The organism is Pseudomonas sp. Wu6 (genome assembly GCF_019891515.1).
Classification (GTDB): Bacteria; Pseudomonadota; Gammaproteobacteria; order Pseudomonadales; family Pseudomonadaceae; genus Aquipseudomonas; species Aquipseudomonas orientalis_A.
This window is the reverse complement of sequence record NZ_JAFLXH010000002.1, coordinates 55583-72952: the sequence shown is the minus strand read 5'-3', so window position 1 is coordinate 72952 and position 17370 is coordinate 55583. Positions and strand designations below refer to the sequence as shown.

The following is a 17370-nucleotide window of genomic DNA, read 5'->3' as shown; positions in this document are numbered from 1 at the left end:
GTTCTCCTTAATCGAGCAGGGAAATGGCGGTCGGTGCGTCGTTGCCGACCAGGGCCAGGTCTTCGAATTCGTTGACGGCGTTGATCTCGGTGCCCATGGAAATATTGGTCACCCGTTCCAGAATAATCTCAACGATCACCGGCACCTTGAATTCTTCGATCATTTCCTGGGCGCGGCGCAGCGCCGGTTGGATCTGGCTCGGCTCTAACACCCGCAACGCCTTGCAACCCAGTCCCTCGGCGACGGCCACATGGTCGACGCCATAGCCGTTGAGTTCCGGGGCGTTGAGGTTGTCGAAAGACAACTGCACGCAGTAGTCCATTTCAAAACCGCGTTGTGCCTGGCGGATCAGCCCCAGATACGAGTTGTTCACCACCACGTGGATATACGGCAGCTTGAACTGCGCGCCGACGGCCAGCTCTTCGATCATGAACTGGAAGTCGTAGTCGCCAGAGAGCGCCACCACCTTGCGGCTCGGGTCGGCCTTGACCACCCCGAGCGCCGCCGGAATGGTCCAGCCCAGTGGGCCCGCCTGGCCGCAGTTGATCCAGTGGCGTGGTTTGTAGACGTGGAGGAACTGCGCGCCGGCAATCTGTGACAGGCCGATGGTGCTGACGTAGCAGGTGTCTTTGCCGAACACCTGGTTCATCTCTTCATACACCCGTTGCGGCTTGACCGGTACGTTGTCGAAGTGAGTCTTGCGGTGCAGGGTGGCCTTGCGCTGCTGGCAGTCGTGCAGCCAGGCGCTGCGGTCCTTGAGCTTGCCGGCGGCTTTCCACTCGCGGGCCACTTCGATGAACATCGTCAGCGCGGAACCGGCGTCGGACACGATGCCCAGGTCCGGGGTGAACACGCGGCCGATCTGCGTCGGTTCGATGTCGACGTGGATGAACTTGCGGCCTTCGGTATACACCTCCACCGAACCGGTGTGGCGGTTGGCCCAGCGGTTACCGATACCCAGGACCACGTCGGACTTGAGCATCGTCGCGTTGCCGTAACGATGGGACGTCTGCAGGCCGACCATGCCCACCATCAGCGGGTGATCGTCAGGGATAGTGCCCCAGCCCATCAGGGTCGGAATTACCGGGATGCCCGTCAGCTCGGCGAATTCCACCAGCAACTCGCTGGCGTCGGCGTTGATCACGCCACCGCCGCTGACCAGCAAAGGGCGCTCTGCCTGGTCGAGCAGGGCCAGGGCCTTCTCCACCTGGATGCGGGTAGCCAAAGGCTTGGCCAGGGGCAGCGGTTGGTAGGCGTCGATGTCGAATTCGATCTCGGCCATTTGTACGTCGAACGGCAAGTCGATCAAGACCGGGCCGGGGCGGCCGGAGCGCATCTCATAAAAAGCTTTTTGAAACGCGTAGGGCACCTGGCCGGGCTCCAGGACGGTGGTCGCCCACTTGGTCACCGGCTTGACGATGCTGGTGATGTCCACGGCCTGGAAATCTTCCTTGTGCATCCGGGCGCGCGGCGCTTGCCCGGTGATGCACAGGATCGGGATCGAATCGGCCGAGGCGCTGTACAGGCCGGTAACCATGTCGGTGCCCGCCGGGCCCGAGGTGCCGATGCACACGCCGATGTTGCCGGCCTTGGTGCGGGTGTAGCCCTCGGCCATGTGTGAGGCGCCTTCAACGTGGCGAGCAAGGACGTGATCGATGCCACCCACCTTCTGCAAGGCCGAATACAGCGGGTTGATCGCGGCGCCCGGGATACCGAAGGCGGTGTCCACCCCTTCACGGCGCATCACCAGGACGGCGGCTTCGATTGCTCTCATTTTGCTCATGGTTTTGGTGCCTCTTGCGTTTTGTAATTGTATACAAGTGGTGTCTGTGCAAAGTGTATTCACGGCGAGCGGCGTAGGTCAATGCATTTCATAAACTGAGCTTTGCGTTCGTCTGAATCACTTTTTTCGACGTATGGAAGCTTTGTTTGGAAATATTGTATACAAAAACAAATATCATTGTGTTCTATTTGTTCGATCCGGCATCTGATCAAACAGACGCTCCAACGTATTCCCAATAACAAAAGAAGGACGGCACCATGAGCGCTTTAACCTTGAAGATTGCCACCCAACTGGCCAGCCAGGCCCTCGCTGCGGGCCGCACCATTGCCGCCGCGCCGCTGACCATCGCGGTGCTCGACAGTGGCGGGCACCTGGTCGCCCTGCAACGCGAAGACGGCGCGAGCCTGCTGCGCCCGCAGATCGCCATCGGCAAAGCCTGGGGCGCGATTGCCCTGGGCAAAGGCTCACGCCTGCTGGCGCTCGATGCGCAGCAGCGGCCGGCGTTTATCGCGGCGCTGAACAGCCTGGGGCAGGGCAGTGTGGTACCGGCGCCGGGTGGGGTGTTGATTCGCAATCAGGACGGCGTGGTGCTGGGGGCGATCGGGATCAGCGGGGATACGTCGGATATTGACGAGCAGTGCGCGATCACGGCGATCGAAGGGGTGGGGTTGATGGCGGATGCGGGGGTGTCAGCCTGATTCCTGGGTGATCCTAAAGACCGCATCGGGGGCAAGCCCCCTCCCACATTTGAATGTATTCACAAATGAAAATATGTGAACCCAATCAAGTGTGGGAGGGGGCTTGCCCCCGATTGGCACAGGCACTGCGGTCTATCAGTCCGGCTCACACCCCTTGAGCACCAACCGAATAATGGTCTGCGCCGCCGCCTCATAATCGGCCTCATCCAACTTGGCCTTGCCGGTCACCGCCGAAATCTGCCAGTCGAAATCCGCGTAGGTCTGGGTCGCGGCCCAGATACTGAACATCAGGTGATTAGGCTCGATTTCCGCGATGAGGCCGCGCTCCACCCAGCTCTGAATGCAGTCGATATTGTGCCTGGCCTGGGCATTGAGCTGTTCGACCTGCTCGGCGCTGAGGTGCGGCGCGCCGTGCATGATTTCACTGGCGAACACCTTGGAAGCAAACGGCAGGTCGCGGGAGATACGGATTTTCGAGCGGATATAGTTGCTTAACACTTCCTTGGGGTCGCCCTCGGGATTGAACGGCGTGGAAGCGGCCAGGATCGGCTCGATAATGCTCTCAAGCACCTCGCGGTAGAGGTTGTCCTTGGACTTGAAGTAATAGTAGACGTTGGGCTTGGGCAGCCCGGCCTTGGCGGCGATGTCGCTGGTTTTGGTCGCGGCGAAGCCCTTGTCGGCAAACTCCTCGCTCGCCGCCCGCAGGATTTTTTCTTTGTTGCGCTCGCGAATGCTGCTCATAAACCGGACGTTTCCTTGCCATGACAGGCGGTGGCGCATGGTAGCACCGGCCATCCGCGCGCCTCAACAATGTGCCCGCTCAGCAGTGCGCCGCGCTATGCTCGCCTCATCTCTCACTTAACGGATACCCGATTCATGGCAGGAAGCAGCTTGTTGGTTTTGCTCGACGATATCGCCGCGGTACTCGATGACGTTGCACTGATGACAAAAATGGCGGCGAAGAAGACTTCGGGTGTACTCGGCGATGACCTGGCGCTCAATGCCCAGCAAGTCTCCGGCGTGCGCGCCGAGCGGGAAATTCCCGTGGTGTGGGCGGTGGCCAAGGGCTCGTTCGTCAACAAGTTGATCCTGGTGCCGACCGCACTGTTGATCAGCGCCTTCGCCCCCTGGGCGGTGACGCCGCTGTTGATGCTGGGCGGCGCCTACCTGTGTTTCGAAGGGTTCGAAAAACTCGCGCACAAATTTCTGCACAGCAAAGCTGAAGACCAGGCCGGACACGCGCAGTTGACCGAAGCGGTGGCCGACCCGGCGACCGACCTGGTGGCCTTCGAAAAGGACAAGATCAAAGGGGCGATCCGTACCGACTTCATTCTGTCGGCCGAAATCATCGCCATCACCCTCGGTATCGTGGCCGATGCGGCGTTGACGCAGCAGGTGATCGTGCTGTCGGGCATCGCCATCGTCATGACCGCCGGCGTTTACGGGCTGGTGGCGGGTATCGTCAAGCTGGATGACTTGGGGTTGTGGCTGACACAGAAACCGGGCCAAGTGGCGCGCAGTATCGGCGGCGCCATCCTGAGTGCGGCGCCTTACATGATGAAGAGCCTGTCGGTGATCGGTACGGCGGCGATGTTCATGGTCGGCGGCGGCATCCTCACCCATGGCGTGCCGGTGATGCATCACTGGATCGAAACCGTGAGCCAGAACAGCGGGGCGCTGGCGTGGTTGATGCCGACGTTGTTGAATGCGGTGGCGGGGATTATTGCAGGGGCTGTGGTGTTGGCCGTGGTCAGCGTGGTCGGCAAGGTTTGGAAAACGTTCAGGGCATGAAGTAACAGGCATAAAAAAGGCCATTCGATTGAATGGCCTTTTTTATGGTCAGTAGATGATCGTTCCCTCGCTCCGCGTGGGAATGCATCCCGTGACGCTCCGCGTCACCATTGCGCAGATACTGGGTTTTGCGCTGAAAGCGGGACGCGGAGCGTCCTGGTTGGCATTCCCACGCGGAGCGTGGGAACGATCTAAGGGGCGCTGTTTACTCGGCAATCTGCAACTTGCGCGACTCGGTGTAGATGTAGCGCACCTTCTCATACTCGAACGGCGAGTTCATCTGCCCATAGCGGAAGCTGGTCTGGTAGCGCCTGTCCACGGCGCGCAGGGCCCAGATTTCCGGGTGGTTGGAGCTGACTTCGGAGACGTTGAGGAAGTTGATCTGCGACTCGGCGGTGTAGTCCACCAGCAGGCCGCCGGTGTCGCGTAGGTTCGACGGGCCGAAGATCGGCAATACCACATAAGCGCCGCCGGGCACGCCGTAGAAGCCCAAGGTCTGACCGAAGTCTTCGCTCTGGCGCGGCAGGCCCATGGCGGTGGCCGGGTCCCACAGGCCGGCGATGCCGATGGTGGTGTTGACGAGCAGGCGTCCGGTGGTCTCCAGGGAGCGATGGCCCTTGAGTTGCAGCAGGCTGTTCAACAGGTTGGGCACGTCGCCCAGGTTGTTGAAGAAGTTGCTTACGCCGGTGCGCAGGAAGCTTGGGGTGACGTAGCGGTAACCGTCCACCACCGGCAGGAACACCCACTGGTCGAAGCGATAGTTGAAGTGGTATACGCGGCGGTTCCACGACTCCAGCGGGTCATACACGTTGAGCGCGGTCAGCGACGAACGTTCGAATTCACGCTGGTCGAGGCCTGCGTTGAACTTGAGTTTGGTCAGCGGCTCCTTGAAGCCGTCGGCATCGACCTTGACCGGTTCGTGGGCCTTGCTGTTGTCGGCATTGGCCACGCCTGCGCACATTAGTGCGGCAAGCAGCAGAAGATATTTAGCCACGGAAGAACTCCAGCATGGCGTCGGCGTTGACGCGGTAATTGAGGTTGCCGCAGTGGCCGCCCAGCGGGTAGACGGTCAAGCGATCGCCGAAGGTTTTACGCAGGAAACCCAGGTCGCCCGGGCCAAGGATCACGTCGTCGGCGTTGTGCATCACGGCGATCTTCGGGCTGGCGTGCAGGTAGTCTTTGAGCGCATACAGGCTCACCTGGTCCACCAGTTGCAGCAGACTGCCGCCGTCGGAACGGGCGCGCCACATCGGGATCACCTGTTCGGTGAGGTAGCAGTCGAAGTCGCACTGCAGGGCACGCTTGAGGAACGGCGTGAGGCTGGTGCCTTCGGTGATCGGGTATTTGGGCGGGATGATCAGGCCGCGGCGGTTGATCAGGTCCGAAGTAAAGGCGATATCGGCAGCCGAGAAGCGGAACGAGGTGCCGATCAGCATGGCCATCTGTTCGTTGGTCAGGTGCTGTTTGGACTGCTGGAAGTCGTAGAGCAGGGCGTCATTGAGGTCAATGTAGCCCTTTTGCTGGAAGTAGCGGGTCAGCTTGCTCAACACCAGTTCATAGAAGGTGGTGGTGTTGTTGATGCCCTTGACCTCGGTCTGGACCAGCTTGTCGAGGTTGGTGATCGACGTGTAGAGGTTGACCGGAGGGTTGAGCAGCAGCACTTTCTTGAAGTTGAAGCTGCGACGGGTTTCGTCGAGCTTGCTGACAAACGCTGCATCCAGGGCGCCCAGGCTGTAGCCGGTGAGGTAGAAATCAGTCACCGGCAACGAAGCGTTCTGCGCGCGCACGGCCTGCATTACGCGGTACATGTCTTCGGCGTCTTCCTGGGTGATACCCGGGGTGGCGAAGCGCGATGCGGCGCTGATGAAGTCGAAGCTGGTCGGCGATGACAACTGCACCACGTGGTAGCCGGCCTGGTAATACAGCTTCTTGAGGTATTCGTTGATGCTGCTGTCAAAGCGCGCACCGGTACCGGCGATCAGAAAGATCAACGGCGCGGCGCGGTCCTGCTTGGCGATGCGGTAGGTGAGTTTCTTCACCGCCCAGAAGTTGTCCGGCAGGCTGAACTCGCGCTCGGGGCGCATGTTCAAGGTGTAATCGGATTGATTGATCTCGTCGTCGGTCGGCAACGTGGGCCGAAGATCGGGTGGAGTGGTGGCAATGGTCGCTTCGAACGGGTTCGTCAAAGGGTAGCCATAGCTGGCCTGGTCGATATCGACGGCCAGTGCTGACGCACTCAAAAAAAGGCTGCCCAGCAAGGCAGCACAGCGCAAGGAACGGAGCATGACTTAATCCCTAAGAGGAAAGGTGCTGAATGAAATTCGCAGGCTATGACCACCGCGTTGCCACCGAAGTGCCAGCCTTCGGCACGAAAAGTCGGAAAAAAACGTCGGAATCGGAGTAATAGCTGGCAGACGATACACTTTGCCACGCATTGATGAACAGATATCTGCGCAGACACCTTGCTAACGGCCGCCGGGGGATTAAGCTGAGCGCCGTTTTTGCCTATCGGAGTGCCCTATGTCCCGTCGTTCGCCATTGATCCTGCTGCTTATCGCCCTGCCATTATGGTTGGCGGCCAGTTATGCCGCGCGGTATGGCTTTATGGAGGATGGGCAGTGGGTCGGCATTTGTGCTGATGAAGCCAGCCGCTGGGAATGCCAGGTGCGTTCGAACCTGGGGTTGATGATTCATTTCAAGGTGCTGGGTTGGGCGGCGTTGATCACGTCGGTGCTGGGGTTTTGCGTGCCGGGCCGTGCGGGGTGGGGCCTGGCGGTGTTGGGGTTGGTGTTCGGGTTGCCGGCGTTGGCGTTGTACAACACTACGTTTGCGGTGTTTGCGGTGGTGATTGCGGGGTTGCGGTTGGTCCGTAGGAGCGAGCTTGCTCGCGAGAATCGTTAATGATAACGCGGGGAGTCTGAGGCCCCGCGTTGCACTGGCGTTCTTCGCGAGCAAGCTCGCTCCTACAGGGGGGGGGTTAAGCCTTGCGCACCCGCAAACAACGCCACAAAGCCACAACCATAAGCACACTCACCACCGCCCACCCCCAAGCCTGCTGATTCAACAAGCCTTCACGGTACAACTGCGGCGCAATGCCGGCACCGATGATAAAGGCCAGCAGCGCGATCTCCCGACGCGGCCCGGTCACCGGGCGCACCAGGTACACCAGGGCCGGCAGTACCAGCGCCGCGCTCGGGAAGCTGCGATAACGCGGATCGAACACCAACGCGAGCATCATCACAGCGCCGGCAAACCCGGCAATCGCCACCAGCCAGCCCGCCCGTTGCTCCAGCCAGTTGAACACCCGCTCACGCCAGCCATCACGGGCGCCGAGCGCCAGTGCGGCGTGGGCCAGTACCAGCAGGTTCAACACCAGCAGCAAGCCGGCCCACACCCACTCATCATTAAAACGAGCAGTCACGCGAGTCAGTTCAGCCCAGGTGCCGATGGAGCACGCCGCGATCGCGCCGAGCCATGGCAGTGCAAGGGCCGCGCGGGTTGTACGGACTCGTCCGCCCAGTACCAACGCCCCCAACAGAATCATCCCGCCGACGCCCAGCCATAGCGGCCAGTACGGCACATTGGTCACCGGCCCTGCGAGGATGCCCTTGTCCTGACGGTCTGCATCGAACAGCCCCCAATAACCGCCCACGGCCCCTTCACTGGCGCGTTTCCATGGCTGGTCAAAGGCTTCAATCAGGTTGTAGCGCCAGCCATTGGCTTCGGCCATGGCGACAAAGCCACGCATGAACCTGGCTTCATTGACCCGGCTCGGCACGGCGGTTTCGCGCTGGCGTCCTTCACTGGGCCAGCCGGTTTCGCCGATCAGAATGTCCTTGGGCGCAAACTTATGGCCGAAGGTCTGGCGTACATCGCCTACATGCTTGAGCGCCTGGTCGATGCCGGATGGCTCATCTTCCCAGTACGGCAGCAGGTGGATGGTCAGGAAGTCCACCGCCGGGGCGATTTCCGGGTGCTGCAGCCAGAATTCCCACACATCGGCGTAGGTGACCGGCTGCTTGATCTGGCGTTTGACGGTCTGGATCAGCGTCACCAGCTGTTTAGCGGTGACCTCTTTGCGCAACAGCGCTTCGTTGCCGACGATGACCGAGGTCACCACGTCCGGGTTGGCATTGGCGGCCGTGATCAACTCGTCGATTTCCTTTTGAGTCGCCACCGGGTCGCTGCTCACCCAGGCCCCGGCCATCACCTTCAGGCCATGCTTGCGCGCCATCTGCGGCAACGCTTCGAGGCCGGTCATGGAGTACGTGCGAATGCATTCAAAGCGTGTGGCCAGCAGGGCCAGGTCGGCGTCCATGCGCTCGGGACGCAGCTGGAAGGGCTGGTCGAACGGCGATTGGTCCTTGTCGAACGGCGTATAGGACGCACATTGCAGCTTGTGGCTGGCGCTCGCTACATCCGGCAGCACCACCGGCCGGCCGAGGCCATACCAGTAGCCGACAAGGGCGAGCACGCCCAGGATCAAAGCAAGAAAATAGGGCAGGGCGGGGAAGCGGGCAGTCGCGGGCATGGTCGGCTTATCTGGGAGAGCAAAGGCGCGCATCTTACCCGGATTTGGCGCGTGCCAGTGCGGCTGCATAATTTTGACATGCAAACTTCGGGCGTGATTCTGACGATAACTCCTACAAAACGTCCTGCTGGCGATGTGATGTCGTTTCCTGCTCAACCAAGGTCGCTGACAGAGCAGGGTAAAGGCCTCGGCAGGTTGATGATAAAACCGTCAGTACTCCACTGATGCCTCAGCGACCGGATCGATGCGCGTGAAGGGGGCGCGGTGCACCGTATAAAAACAGGTTGACGTCGCTCGGCATTCGTCGGGCGCAGCACTTTCGGGGAAGTAATATGAAGATGCGACGACTCTTGGGCGCAGCTGCCACTCTGGTAGTTGCGATGGGCTCCACACTGGCCAGTGCCGACAGCAAAACCCTGAGCATCGGCTATGTGGATGGCTGGTCCGACAGCGTGGCCACCACCCATGTGGCGGCTGAAGTGATCAAGCAAAAGCTCGGCTATGACGTGAAGCTGCAAGCGGTCGCCACCGGGATCATGTGGCAGGGTGTGGCCACCGGCAAGCTCGATGCCATGCTGTCCGCCTGGCTGCCGGTGACCCACGGCGAATACTGGACCAAGAACAAGGACAAGGTGGTCGACTACGGCCCCAACTTCAAGGATGCGAAAATTGGCTTGATCGTGCCGGAGTACGTCAAGGCCAAGTCCATCGAAGACCTCAAGACCGACACCACCTTCAAAAACAAAATCGTCGGCATCGACGCCGGTTCAGGCGTGATGCTCAAGACCGACGAGGCCATCAAGCAATACGGGCTCGACTACAAACTGCAAGCCAGCTCGGGCGCCGCAATGATCGCCGAACTGACCCGCGCCGAAGACAAGCAGGATTCCATCGCGGTCACCGGTTGGGTGCCGCACTGGATGTTCGCCAAGTGGAAACTGCGTTTCCTGGATGACCCGAAAGGCGTTTATGGTGCTGCTGAAACCGTCAACAGCATCGGCAGCAAGGGCCTGGAGGCGAAAGCGCCGGAAGTGGCGGCTTTCCTGAAGAAATTCCAGTGGGCCTCCAAGGATGAAATCGGTGAAGTCATGCTGGCGATCCAGGAAGGTGCCAAACCGGACGCAGCGGCCAAGGATTGGGTCGCCAAGCACCCTGAGCGCGTCGCCGAGTGGCTCGCTAAGTAAATTCCCCGATGTACCTTGTGGGAGGGGGCAAGCCCCCTCCCACATTGATTTTTGTCCCCCGCAAATCTTCCTGCGTTCTCACAATCCCTCGCTACACTCGATCTACTACTAAGGTCGTCTGGAACCCTTTCCACAGCCGCATACAGTGGATACGTTCCAATAATAAAAAAGCTGTGCTGCGAGGATAAAAACAATGAACGACAGCATTTACCTCTCGATTCAAAACAGCCCGCGTTTCAAGGAGCTGGTCAGGAAAAGGGAAAGGTTCGCCTGGATTCTCTCGGCGATCATGCTAGGGCTTTACTCCGGATTCATCCTGTTGATCGCCTACGGGCCCCAAGTGCTGGGGGCCAAGCTCAGCCCTGGTTCATCCATCACCTGGGGCATCCCCATCGGGGTCGGGCTGATTGTCTCGGCCTTCATCCTCACCGGCATCTATGTACGACGCGCCAACGGCGAATTCGACGACCTGAACAATGCGATTCTCAAGGAGGCTGCGCAATGATCCGTCGTCTATTGGCTGTATTCGGCGCTTCAGTCTTTGCGCCCGCCGTTTGGGCGGCCGATGCATTGACCGGTGAAGTGCACAAGCAACCGCTGAATATTGCAGCGATCCTGATGTTCGTGGCCTTTGTCGGCGCGACGTTGTGCATCACCTACTGGGCCTCCAAGCGCAACAACTCGGCGGCCGACTACTATGCGGCCGGCGGCAAGATCACCGGTTTCCAGAACGGCCTGGCGATTGCCGGCGACTATATGTCGGCCGCGTCCTTCCTGGGGATTTCCGCGCTGGTGTTCACCTCCGGCTATGACGGCCTGATCTACTCGATCGGCTTCCTGGTGGGCTGGCCGATCATTCTGTTCCTGATCGCCGAGCGCCTGCGTAATCTGGGCAAGTACACCTTTGCCGACGTGGCGTCCTATCGCCTGGGCCAAACCCAGATCCGCAGCCTGTCGGCCTGTGGCTCGCTGGTGGTGGTGGCTTTCTATTTGATTGCGCAGATGGTCGGCGCAGGCAAGTTGATCCAGCTGCTGTTCGGCCTCGATTACCATGTGGCGGTGATCCTGGTGGGCATCCTGATGTGCCTGTACGTGCTGTTCGGCGGCATGCTGGCGACCACCTGGGTACAGATCATCAAGGCAGTGCTGCTGCTGTCCGGCGCCTCGTTCATGGCGCTGATGGTGATGAAGCACGTCAACTTCGACTTCAACATGCTGTTCTCCGAGGCGATCAAGGTTCACCCTAAAGGTGAAGCGATCATGAGCCCCGGCGGCCTGGTGAAAGACCCGATCTCGGCGTTCTCCCTGGGGCTTGCCCTGATGTTCGGGACTGCGGGCCTGCCGCACATCCTGATGCGCTTCTTCACGGTGAGTGACGCCAAGGAAGCGCGTAAGAGCGTGCTGTATGCCACCGGCTTTATTGGCTACTTCTATATCCTGACGTTCATCATCGGTTTTGGCGCGATCCTGCTGGTCAGCACCAACCCGGCGTTCAAGGACGCGGCCGGTGCTCTGCTCGGCGGCAACAACATGGCGGCGGTGCACCTGGCCAACGCGGTGGGCGGCAGTATCTTCCTGGGCTTCATCTCGGCCGTGGCCTTCGCCACCATCCTTGCGGTGGTTGCCGGCTTGACGCTCGCAGGTGCCTCGGCGGTGTCCCACGACCTGTACGCCAGCGTGATCAAGAAAGGCAAGGCCAACGAGAAGGACGAGATTCGCGTGTCGAAGATCACCACCATCGCCCTGGCGGTGTTGGCTATCGGCCTGGGGATTCTGTTCGAAAGCCAGAACATTGCGTTCATGGTCGGCCTGGCGTTCTCGATTGCCGCCAGCTGTAATTTCCCGGTACTGCTGCTTTCCATGTACTGGAAAAACCTCACCACCCGTGGCGCCATGATTGGTGGCTGGCTGGGCCTGGTCAGTGCCGTGGGCCTGATGGTGCTGGGTCCGACCATCTGGGTCTCGATCCTGCACCATGAAAAAGCCATCTTCCCGTACGAGTACCCGGCGCTGTTCTCGATGATCATTGCGTTCGTCGGTATCTGGTTCTTCTCCATCACCGACAAGTCGGCGGCGGCGGAGAAAGAGCGTGCGCTGTACTTCCCGCAGTTTGTGCGTTCGCAGACGGGCCTGGGGGCGAGTGGGGCGGTTAACCACTAAGCTTTTCACTGCATAGAGAAATGCCCCGGTCGAAAGGCCGGGGTATTTTTTTGTCTGGGGATTTGTGGTGTCTGGTCTGGCCTCATCGGGGGCAAGCCCCCTCCCACACTGGATTGCGTTTACACATCTGAACGTGTGAATACAGTCAAATGTGGGAGGGGGCTTGCCCCCGATGAGGCCAGCTCAGACGACACAAATAAAAACGGCCTCCACTAAGGGAGGCCGTTCTCAGTACAGCTTGCAGCTAAATGCTTACTTGCGATCTTCCAGCTTGGTGATATCACGCGACTCGTAGCCGGTGTACAACTGGCGCGGGCGGCCAATCTTGTACGGGCTCGAGAGCATTTCCTTCCAGTGGGAGATCCAGCCCACTGTCCGCGCCAGGGCGAAGATCACGGTGAACATGCTGGTGGGAATGCCGATCGCCTTGAGGATGATCCCCGAGTAGAAGTCGACGTTCGGGTACAGCGAGCGTTCGATGAAGTACGGGTCGGTCAGGGCGATCTCTTCCAGGCGCATGGCCAGTTCGAGTTGCGGATCGTTCTTGATGCCCAGTTCCTTCAACACTTCGTCGCAGGTCTGCTTCATGACGGTAGCGCGCGGGTCGCGGTTCTTGTAGACCCGGTGACCGAAGCCCATCAACTTGAACGGGTCGTTCTTGTCCTTGGCCTTGGCGATGAATTTGTCGATGTTCGAGACATCGCCGATTTCATCGAGCATGGTCAATACGGCTTCGTTCGCACCGCCGCGGCGATACCGGCGGCGATACAGGCGAACGGGTTGGCACCCGAAGAGCCCGCCAGACGTACGGTAGAGGTGGAGGCGTTCTGTTCGTGGTCGGCGTGAAGGATGAAGATCCGATCCATGGCCTTGGCCAGCACCGGGCTGATCGGTTTGATCTCGCACGGCGTGTTGAACATCATGTGCAGGAAGTTTTCCGCGTACGTCAGGTCGTTGCGCGGGTACATCATGGGTTGGCCCATGGAGTACTTGTAAACCATTGCGGCCAGGGTCGGCATCTTGGCAACCAGGCGGATCGCGGAAATTTCGCGATGCTGCGGGTTATTGATGTCCAGGGAGTCGTGATAGAAGGCCGACAGGGCGCCGACCACGCCGCACATGACGGCCATCGGGTGGGCGTCGCGACGGAAGCCGTTGAAGAAGGTCTTCAGCTGCTCGTGAACCATGGTGTGGTTCTTCACGGTGCTGACGAACTGGGCTTTCTGCTCGGCTGTTGGCAATTCGCCATTTAGCAGCAGGTAGCAGGTTTCCAGATAGTCCGACTGTTCGGCGAGTTGCTCGATCGGGTAGCCGCGGTGAAGCAGAATGCCATTATCGCCATCGATATAGGTGATCTTCGACTCGCAAGAGGCGGTCGACATGAAGCCTGGGTCGAAAGTGAAACGGCCCGTGGCCGTCAGGCCCCGTACGTCGATAACATCGGGACCAACGGTGCCGGTTAAAATGGGCAGCTCGACGGGGGCTGCGCCCTCGATGATCAACTGCGCTTTTTTGTCAGCCATGTGGCCTCCTATTTATGCTTCAAATCATCAGACAGACCCCCCACGCAGGGCCCGCACCACTATAGTGAGATAAATTCAGATGTCAATTTGCCTAAAGTCTTGCTCCAGAAGGCTTTAACCGTACTTTTTCGTCGAAATTGCCTGCCATTTACGCCTTTTATCCCGTCAGCGCAATCAGCTATTAGGGTGAGGTGTGCGCGTTGTCATTAGTAACCTAACTGTCTATACTCGGCCACCGACCGCCAAGGGCTTTTGGGCTTGCTTTCATTGGGGGTCGCACTCCCTGGGTGGTGCTTACCTGACCAGTCGCACTCCCCAACAACTTTGCCCTGATTGTTAGGGGCTCTTCAGTGTGAAAAAAAGCCGTGAATAGCCAACGACCTGTAAACCTAGACCTAAGGACCATCAAACTCCCCATCACCGGCGTTACGTCGTTCCTGCACCGTGTTTCCGGCATCATCCTGTTCCTGGGCCTGGGCATCATGCTTTACGCATTGAGCAAATCCCTGGGTTCCGAGGAAGGTTTTGCCGAGGTGAAGGCAACCTTGACCAGCCCGCTGGCCAAGTTCGTAGCATGGGGCCTCCTGTCCGCTCTGCTGTATCACCTGGTAGCCGGCGTGCGCCACTTGATCATGGATGCGGGTATCGGTGAGACGCTCGAAGGCGGCCGCCTGGGCTCGAAAATCATCATCGCCATTTCCGTGGTGCTGATCGTTCTGGCAGGAGTTTGGATATGGTAACCAGCGTAACGAATCTGTCGCGTTCGGGCCTCTATGACTGGATGGCACAGCGTGTGTCTGCGGTCGTTCTCGCGGCTTATTTCATTTTCCTGATCGGATACCTCGTCGCAAACCCGGGCATCGGCTTTGAGCAGTGGCACGGCCTGTTCGCCCACAATGCGATGCGAATCTTCAGCCTGCTGGCCCTTGTCGCCCTGGGCGCTCACGCCTGGGTCGGCATGTGGACCATCGCGACCGACTACCTGACGCCAATGGCGCTGGGCAAGTCCGCGACCGCAGTCCGTTTCCTCTTCCAGGCAGTATGCGGCATCGCGATGTTCGCTTACTTCGTCTGGGGTGTGCAGATTCTTTGGGGTATCTGATTCATGGCTAACATTCCAACTATTTCATTCGACGCCATCATTATTGGTGGCGGCGGTGCCGGCATGCGCGCTGCGCTGCAGCTGGCCCAGGGTGGCCACAAGACCGCCGTGATCACCAAGGTGTTCCCGACGCGTTCGCACACTGTATCGGCCCAGGGTGGCATCACCTGCGCCATCGCTTCCGCCGATCCGAACGATGACTGGCGCTGGCACATGTACGATACCGTCAAGGGTTCCGACTACATCGGTGACCAGGACGCTATCGAATACATGTGTCAGGAAGGCCCGGCTGCGGTGTTCGAGCTGGACCACATGGGTCTGCCGTTCTCCCGTACCGAGCAAGGCCGTATCTACCAGCGTCCATTCGGCGGCCAGTCGAAGGATTACGGTAAAGGCGGGCAGGCTGCCCGTACCTGCGCCGCGTCCGACCGTACCGGTCACGCGCTGCTGCACACCCTTTATCAGGGCAACCTGAAAGCCGGTACCACGTTCCTGAACGAGTACTACGCTGTCGATCTGGTGAAGAACGGCAAGGGCGAGTTCGTCGGCGTCATCGCCATCTGCATCGAAACCGGTGAAACCACCTACATCCGCGCCAAGGCTACCGTGCTGGCGACCGGCGGTGCAGGCCGTATCTACGCGTCCACCACCAATGCCCTGATCAACACCGGTGACGGCGTCGGCATGGCCCTGCGTGCAGGCGTGCCGGTGCAGGACATCGAAATGTGGCAGTTCCACCCGACCGGCATCGCCGGCGCCGGTGTACTGGTGACCGAAGGTTGCCGTGGTGAAGGTGGCTACCTGATCAACAAGCACGGCGAGCGTTTCATGGAGCGTTATGCTCCGAACGCGAAAGACCTTGCCGGTCGCGACGTTGTGGCCCGTTCGATGGTTAAAGAGATCATCGCCGGCAACGGCTGTGGCCCGAACGGCGACCACGTGCTGCTCAAGCTCGATCACCTGGGCGAAGAAGTGCTGCACAGCCGTCTGCCAGGTATCTGCGAGCTGTCCAAGACCTTTGCTCACGTTGACCCGGTGGTTGCTCCGGTTCCGGTGGTTCCGACCTGCCACTATATGATGGGCGGCGTGCCGACCAACATTCATGGCCAGGCCATCACCCAGAATGCCGAAGGCGTGGACGAGATCATTCACGGCCTGTTCGCAGTAGGCGAAGTGGCTTGCGTATCGGTTCACGGTGCCAACCGCCTGGGCGGCAACTCGCTGCTCGACCTGGTGGTATTCGGCCGCGCTGCCGGCCTGCACCTGGAAAAAGCCCTGACCGACGGCATCGAATACGATGACGCCACCGACGCCAACATCGAAGCCGCCCTGGCGCGCCTGAACGCTCTGAACGAGCGCACTGACGGCGAAGACGTGGCAACCCTGCGTCGCGAGCTGCAAAGCTGCATGCAGAACTACTTCGGTGTGTTCCGTACCGGCGAATACATGCAGAAGGGCATCGCCCAGTTGGCCGACCTGCGCGCACGCATCGCCAACGTCAAGATCAACGACAAGAGCCAGGCGTTCAACACCGCTCGGATCGAAGCCCTTGAACTGCAGAACCTGCTGGAAGTGGCTGAAGCGACGGCGATCGCCGCCGAGGTTCGCAAGGAATCCCGTGGTGCTCACGCCCGTGAAGACTTTGAAGACCGCGACGACGAGAACTGGTTGTGCCACACCCTGTACTTCCCGGGTGACAAGCGCGTGACCAAGCGTGCCGTGAACTTCTCGCCGAAGACGGTGCCGACGTTTGAACCGAAGATTCGGACTTACTAAGGGTGGCTGCCATGTTGAAAGTCAGTGTTTATCGCTACAACCCTGATCAGGACGCCGCGCCGTTCATGCAGGAATTCCAGGTCGATACCGGCGGTAAAGACCTGATGGTGCTGGATGTATTGGCACTGATCAAAGAGCAGGACGAAGGTTTCTCCTATCGTCGCTCTTGCCGTGAAGGTGTGTGCGGTTCCGACGGCATGAACATCAACGGCAAAAACGGCCTGGCGTGCATCACGCCGCTGTCGGCCGTGGTCAAGGGCAACAAGCTGATCGTTCGTCCACTGCCAGGTTTGCCGGTTATCCGTGACCTGGTCGTCGATATGAGCATCTTCTACAAGCAATACGAGAAAGTTAAGCCGTTCCTGCAGAACGACACGCCGGCTCCGGCCATCGAGCGTCTGCAGTCCCCGGAAGAGCGCGAAAAACTCGACGGCCTGTACGAGTGCATCCTGTGCGCTTGCTGCTCGACGTCGTGCCCGTCCTTCTGGTGGAACCCGGACAAGTTCCTGGGCCCGGCTGCGCTGCTGCAAGCCTACCGCTTCCTGGCAGACAGCCGTGACACCAAGACGTCCGAGCGTCTGGCTTCGCTGGATGACCCGTTCAGCGTATTCCGCTGCCGCGGGATCATGAACTGCGTCAACGTATGTCCCAAAGGCCTGAACCCGACTAAGGCCATTGGTCACATCCGTAACATGCTGCTGCAGAGCGGCGTGTAACTGACGTTGCAGTAAAAGCAGGACCGTTGTGCCCGTAAATGCTGCGGCGCAGGCTTCAACCGGCGCCGTAGTTTTAACTTGAGCAGCGACTTACAAAGCCGCGGCT

General features: G+C 59.8%; 15 protein-coding genes and 1 pseudogene. 10 read left to right on the top strand and 6 right to left on the bottom strand.

The annotated features are described in order from the left end of the window. Positions 1-7: 7 nt before the first annotated feature. Positions 8-1783 carry a glyoxylate carboligase gene (gene gcl / locus J1G34_RS01500; RefSeq protein WP_222993109.1) on the bottom strand — a complete coding sequence of 592 codons (1776 nt, stop codon included), beginning with the start codon at positions 1781-1783 and terminating at the stop codon, positions 8-10. A 257-nt stretch (positions 1784-2040) separates the two neighbouring features. Here gcl and J1G34_RS01495 point away from each other — a divergent pair, with 257 nt between their 5' ends. Further along, a complete protein-coding gene (locus tag J1G34_RS01495; protein ID WP_065885193.1) occupies positions 2041-2481 on the top strand; it encodes a GlcG/HbpS family heme-binding protein in 441 nt (146 codons plus the stop codon). 135 nt (positions 2482-2616) lie between these two features. Here the strand turns inward: J1G34_RS01495 and J1G34_RS01490 are convergent, their stop codons facing one another. Continuing rightward, complete coding sequence (locus J1G34_RS01490) at positions 2617-3222, bottom strand: TetR/AcrR family transcriptional regulator (protein ID WP_122561063.1); 606 nt, start codon at positions 3220-3222, stop codon at positions 2617-2619. 135 nt (positions 3223-3357) lie between these two features. Here J1G34_RS01490 and J1G34_RS01485 point away from each other — a divergent pair, with 135 nt between their 5' ends. Then, positions 3358-4272, top strand: a complete 915-nt coding sequence (locus tag J1G34_RS01485) for a DUF808 domain-containing protein (protein WP_222993108.1) — start codon at positions 3358-3360, stop codon at positions 4270-4272. A 205-nt stretch (positions 4273-4477) separates the two neighbouring features. On the opposite strand, the gene J1G34_RS01480 is transcribed toward J1G34_RS01485, so the two are convergent. After that, the gene (locus J1G34_RS01480; RefSeq protein WP_065884221.1) at positions 4478-5266 is read right to left on the bottom strand and encodes an MlaA family lipoprotein; all 789 of its coding nucleotides are present in this window, start codon (positions 5264-5266) and stop codon (positions 4478-4480) included. Next, a complete protein-coding gene (locus J1G34_RS01475; protein WP_057722697.1) occupies positions 5259-6557 on the bottom strand; it encodes a serine/threonine protein kinase in 1299 nt (432 codons plus the stop codon). The genes J1G34_RS01480 and J1G34_RS01475 overlap by 8 nt, the downstream gene beginning before the upstream one ends. A gap of 235 nt (positions 6558-6792) precedes the next feature. On the opposite strand from J1G34_RS01475, the gene J1G34_RS01470 reads away from it, so the two are divergent. Continuing rightward, on the top strand, positions 6793-7173 hold the full coding sequence (locus J1G34_RS01470; protein ID WP_122561061.1) for a hypothetical protein: 381 nt from the start codon (positions 6793-6795) through the stop codon (positions 7171-7173). Positions 7174-7249: 76 nt separating this feature from the next. On the opposite strand, the gene J1G34_RS01465 is transcribed toward J1G34_RS01470, so the two are convergent. Continuing rightward, positions 7250-8803, bottom strand: a complete 1554-nt coding sequence (locus tag J1G34_RS01465) for a glycoside hydrolase family 17 protein (RefSeq protein WP_222993107.1) — start codon at positions 8801-8803, stop codon at positions 7250-7252. Between the two features lie 332 nt (positions 8804-9135). Here J1G34_RS01465 and J1G34_RS01460 point away from each other — a divergent pair, with 332 nt between their 5' ends. The 3 genes from J1G34_RS01460 to J1G34_RS01450 all read left to right on the top strand — a co-directional run bounded on the left by J1G34_RS01460 (position 9136) and on the right by J1G34_RS01450 (position 12147). Then, on the top strand, positions 9136-9987 hold the full coding sequence (locus J1G34_RS01460; RefSeq protein WP_065894784.1) for a glycine betaine ABC transporter substrate-binding protein: 852 nt from the start codon (positions 9136-9138) through the stop codon (positions 9985-9987). A gap of 193 nt (positions 9988-10180) precedes the next feature. Continuing rightward, a complete protein-coding gene (locus tag J1G34_RS01455) occupies positions 10181-10492 on the top strand; it encodes a DUF485 domain-containing protein (RefSeq protein ID WP_057014105.1) in 312 nt (103 codons plus the stop codon). Then, the gene (locus tag J1G34_RS01450; protein ID WP_065884227.1) at positions 10489-12147 is read left to right on the top strand and encodes a cation acetate symporter; all 1659 of its coding nucleotides are present in this window, start codon (positions 10489-10491) and stop codon (positions 12145-12147) included. The genes J1G34_RS01455 and J1G34_RS01450 overlap by 4 nt, the downstream gene beginning before the upstream one ends. Before the next feature lie 252 nt (positions 12148-12399). Here the strand turns inward: J1G34_RS01450 and gltA are convergent. Continuing rightward, a pseudogene (gene gltA, locus J1G34_RS01445) lies at positions 12400-13670 on the bottom strand (citrate synthase). A gap of 365 nt (positions 13671-14035) precedes the next feature. Here gltA and sdhC point away from each other — a divergent pair. The 4 genes from sdhC to J1G34_RS01425 are packed head-to-tail and all read left to right on the top strand — an operon-like array spanning position 14036 to position 17264. After that, positions 14036-14410 carry a succinate dehydrogenase, cytochrome b556 subunit gene (gene sdhC, locus J1G34_RS01440; protein ID WP_065884229.1) on the top strand — a complete coding sequence of 125 codons (375 nt, stop codon included), beginning with the start codon at positions 14036-14038 and terminating at the stop codon, positions 14408-14410. Then, the gene (gene sdhD, locus J1G34_RS01435) at positions 14404-14772 is read left to right on the top strand and encodes a succinate dehydrogenase, hydrophobic membrane anchor protein (protein ID WP_065884231.1); all 369 of its coding nucleotides are present in this window, start codon (positions 14404-14406) and stop codon (positions 14770-14772) included. Before sdhC ends, sdhD begins: the two co-directional genes overlap by 7 nt. A gap of 3 nt (positions 14773-14775) precedes the next feature. Continuing rightward, positions 14776-16548, top strand: coding sequence for a succinate dehydrogenase flavoprotein subunit (gene sdhA / locus J1G34_RS01430; protein ID WP_065884233.1), 1773 nt, complete (start codon positions 14776-14778; stop codon positions 16546-16548). An 11-nt stretch (positions 16549-16559) separates the two neighbouring features. Next, the gene (locus J1G34_RS01425; protein WP_003172807.1) at positions 16560-17264 is read left to right on the top strand and encodes a succinate dehydrogenase iron-sulfur subunit; all 705 of its coding nucleotides are present in this window, start codon (positions 16560-16562) and stop codon (positions 17262-17264) included. Positions 17265-17370: the final 106 nt, after the last annotated feature.

Coding starts and splice junctions, on each gene's coding strand:
- J1G34_RS01490 (WP_122561063.1), bottom strand. CDS start 3,222: ATGAGCAGCATTCGCGAGCGCAACAAAGAAAAAATCCTGCGGGCGGCG.
- J1G34_RS01465 (WP_222993107.1), bottom strand. CDS start 8,803: ATGCCCGCGACTGCCCGCTTCCCCGCCCTGCCCTATTTTCTTGCTTTG.
- sdhA (WP_065884233.1), top strand. CDS start 14,776: ATGGCTAACATTCCAACTATTTCATTCGACGCCATCATTATTGGTGGC.
- J1G34_RS01485 (WP_222993108.1), top strand. CDS start 3,358: ATGGCAGGAAGCAGCTTGTTGGTTTTGCTCGACGATATCGCCGCGGTA.
- J1G34_RS01460 (WP_065894784.1), top strand. CDS start 9,136: ATGAAGATGCGACGACTCTTGGGCGCAGCTGCCACTCTGGTAGTTGCG.
- J1G34_RS01455 (WP_057014105.1), top strand. CDS start 10,181: ATGAACGACAGCATTTACCTCTCGATTCAAAACAGCCCGCGTTTCAAG.
- J1G34_RS01425 (WP_003172807.1), top strand. CDS start 16,560: ATGTTGAAAGTCAGTGTTTATCGCTACAACCCTGATCAGGACGCCGCG.
- J1G34_RS01450 (WP_065884227.1), top strand. CDS start 10,489: ATGATCCGTCGTCTATTGGCTGTATTCGGCGCTTCAGTCTTTGCGCCC.
- J1G34_RS01495 (WP_065885193.1), top strand. CDS start 2,041: ATGAGCGCTTTAACCTTGAAGATTGCCACCCAACTGGCCAGCCAGGCC.
- J1G34_RS01475 (WP_057722697.1), bottom strand. CDS start 6,557: ATGCTCCGTTCCTTGCGCTGTGCTGCCTTGCTGGGCAGCCTTTTTTTG.
- sdhD (WP_065884231.1), top strand. CDS start 14,404: ATGGTAACCAGCGTAACGAATCTGTCGCGTTCGGGCCTCTATGACTGG.
- J1G34_RS01470 (WP_122561061.1), top strand. CDS start 6,793: ATGTCCCGTCGTTCGCCATTGATCCTGCTGCTTATCGCCCTGCCATTA.
- gcl (WP_222993109.1), bottom strand. CDS start 1,783: ATGAGCAAAATGAGAGCAATCGAAGCCGCCGTCCTGGTGATGCGCCGT.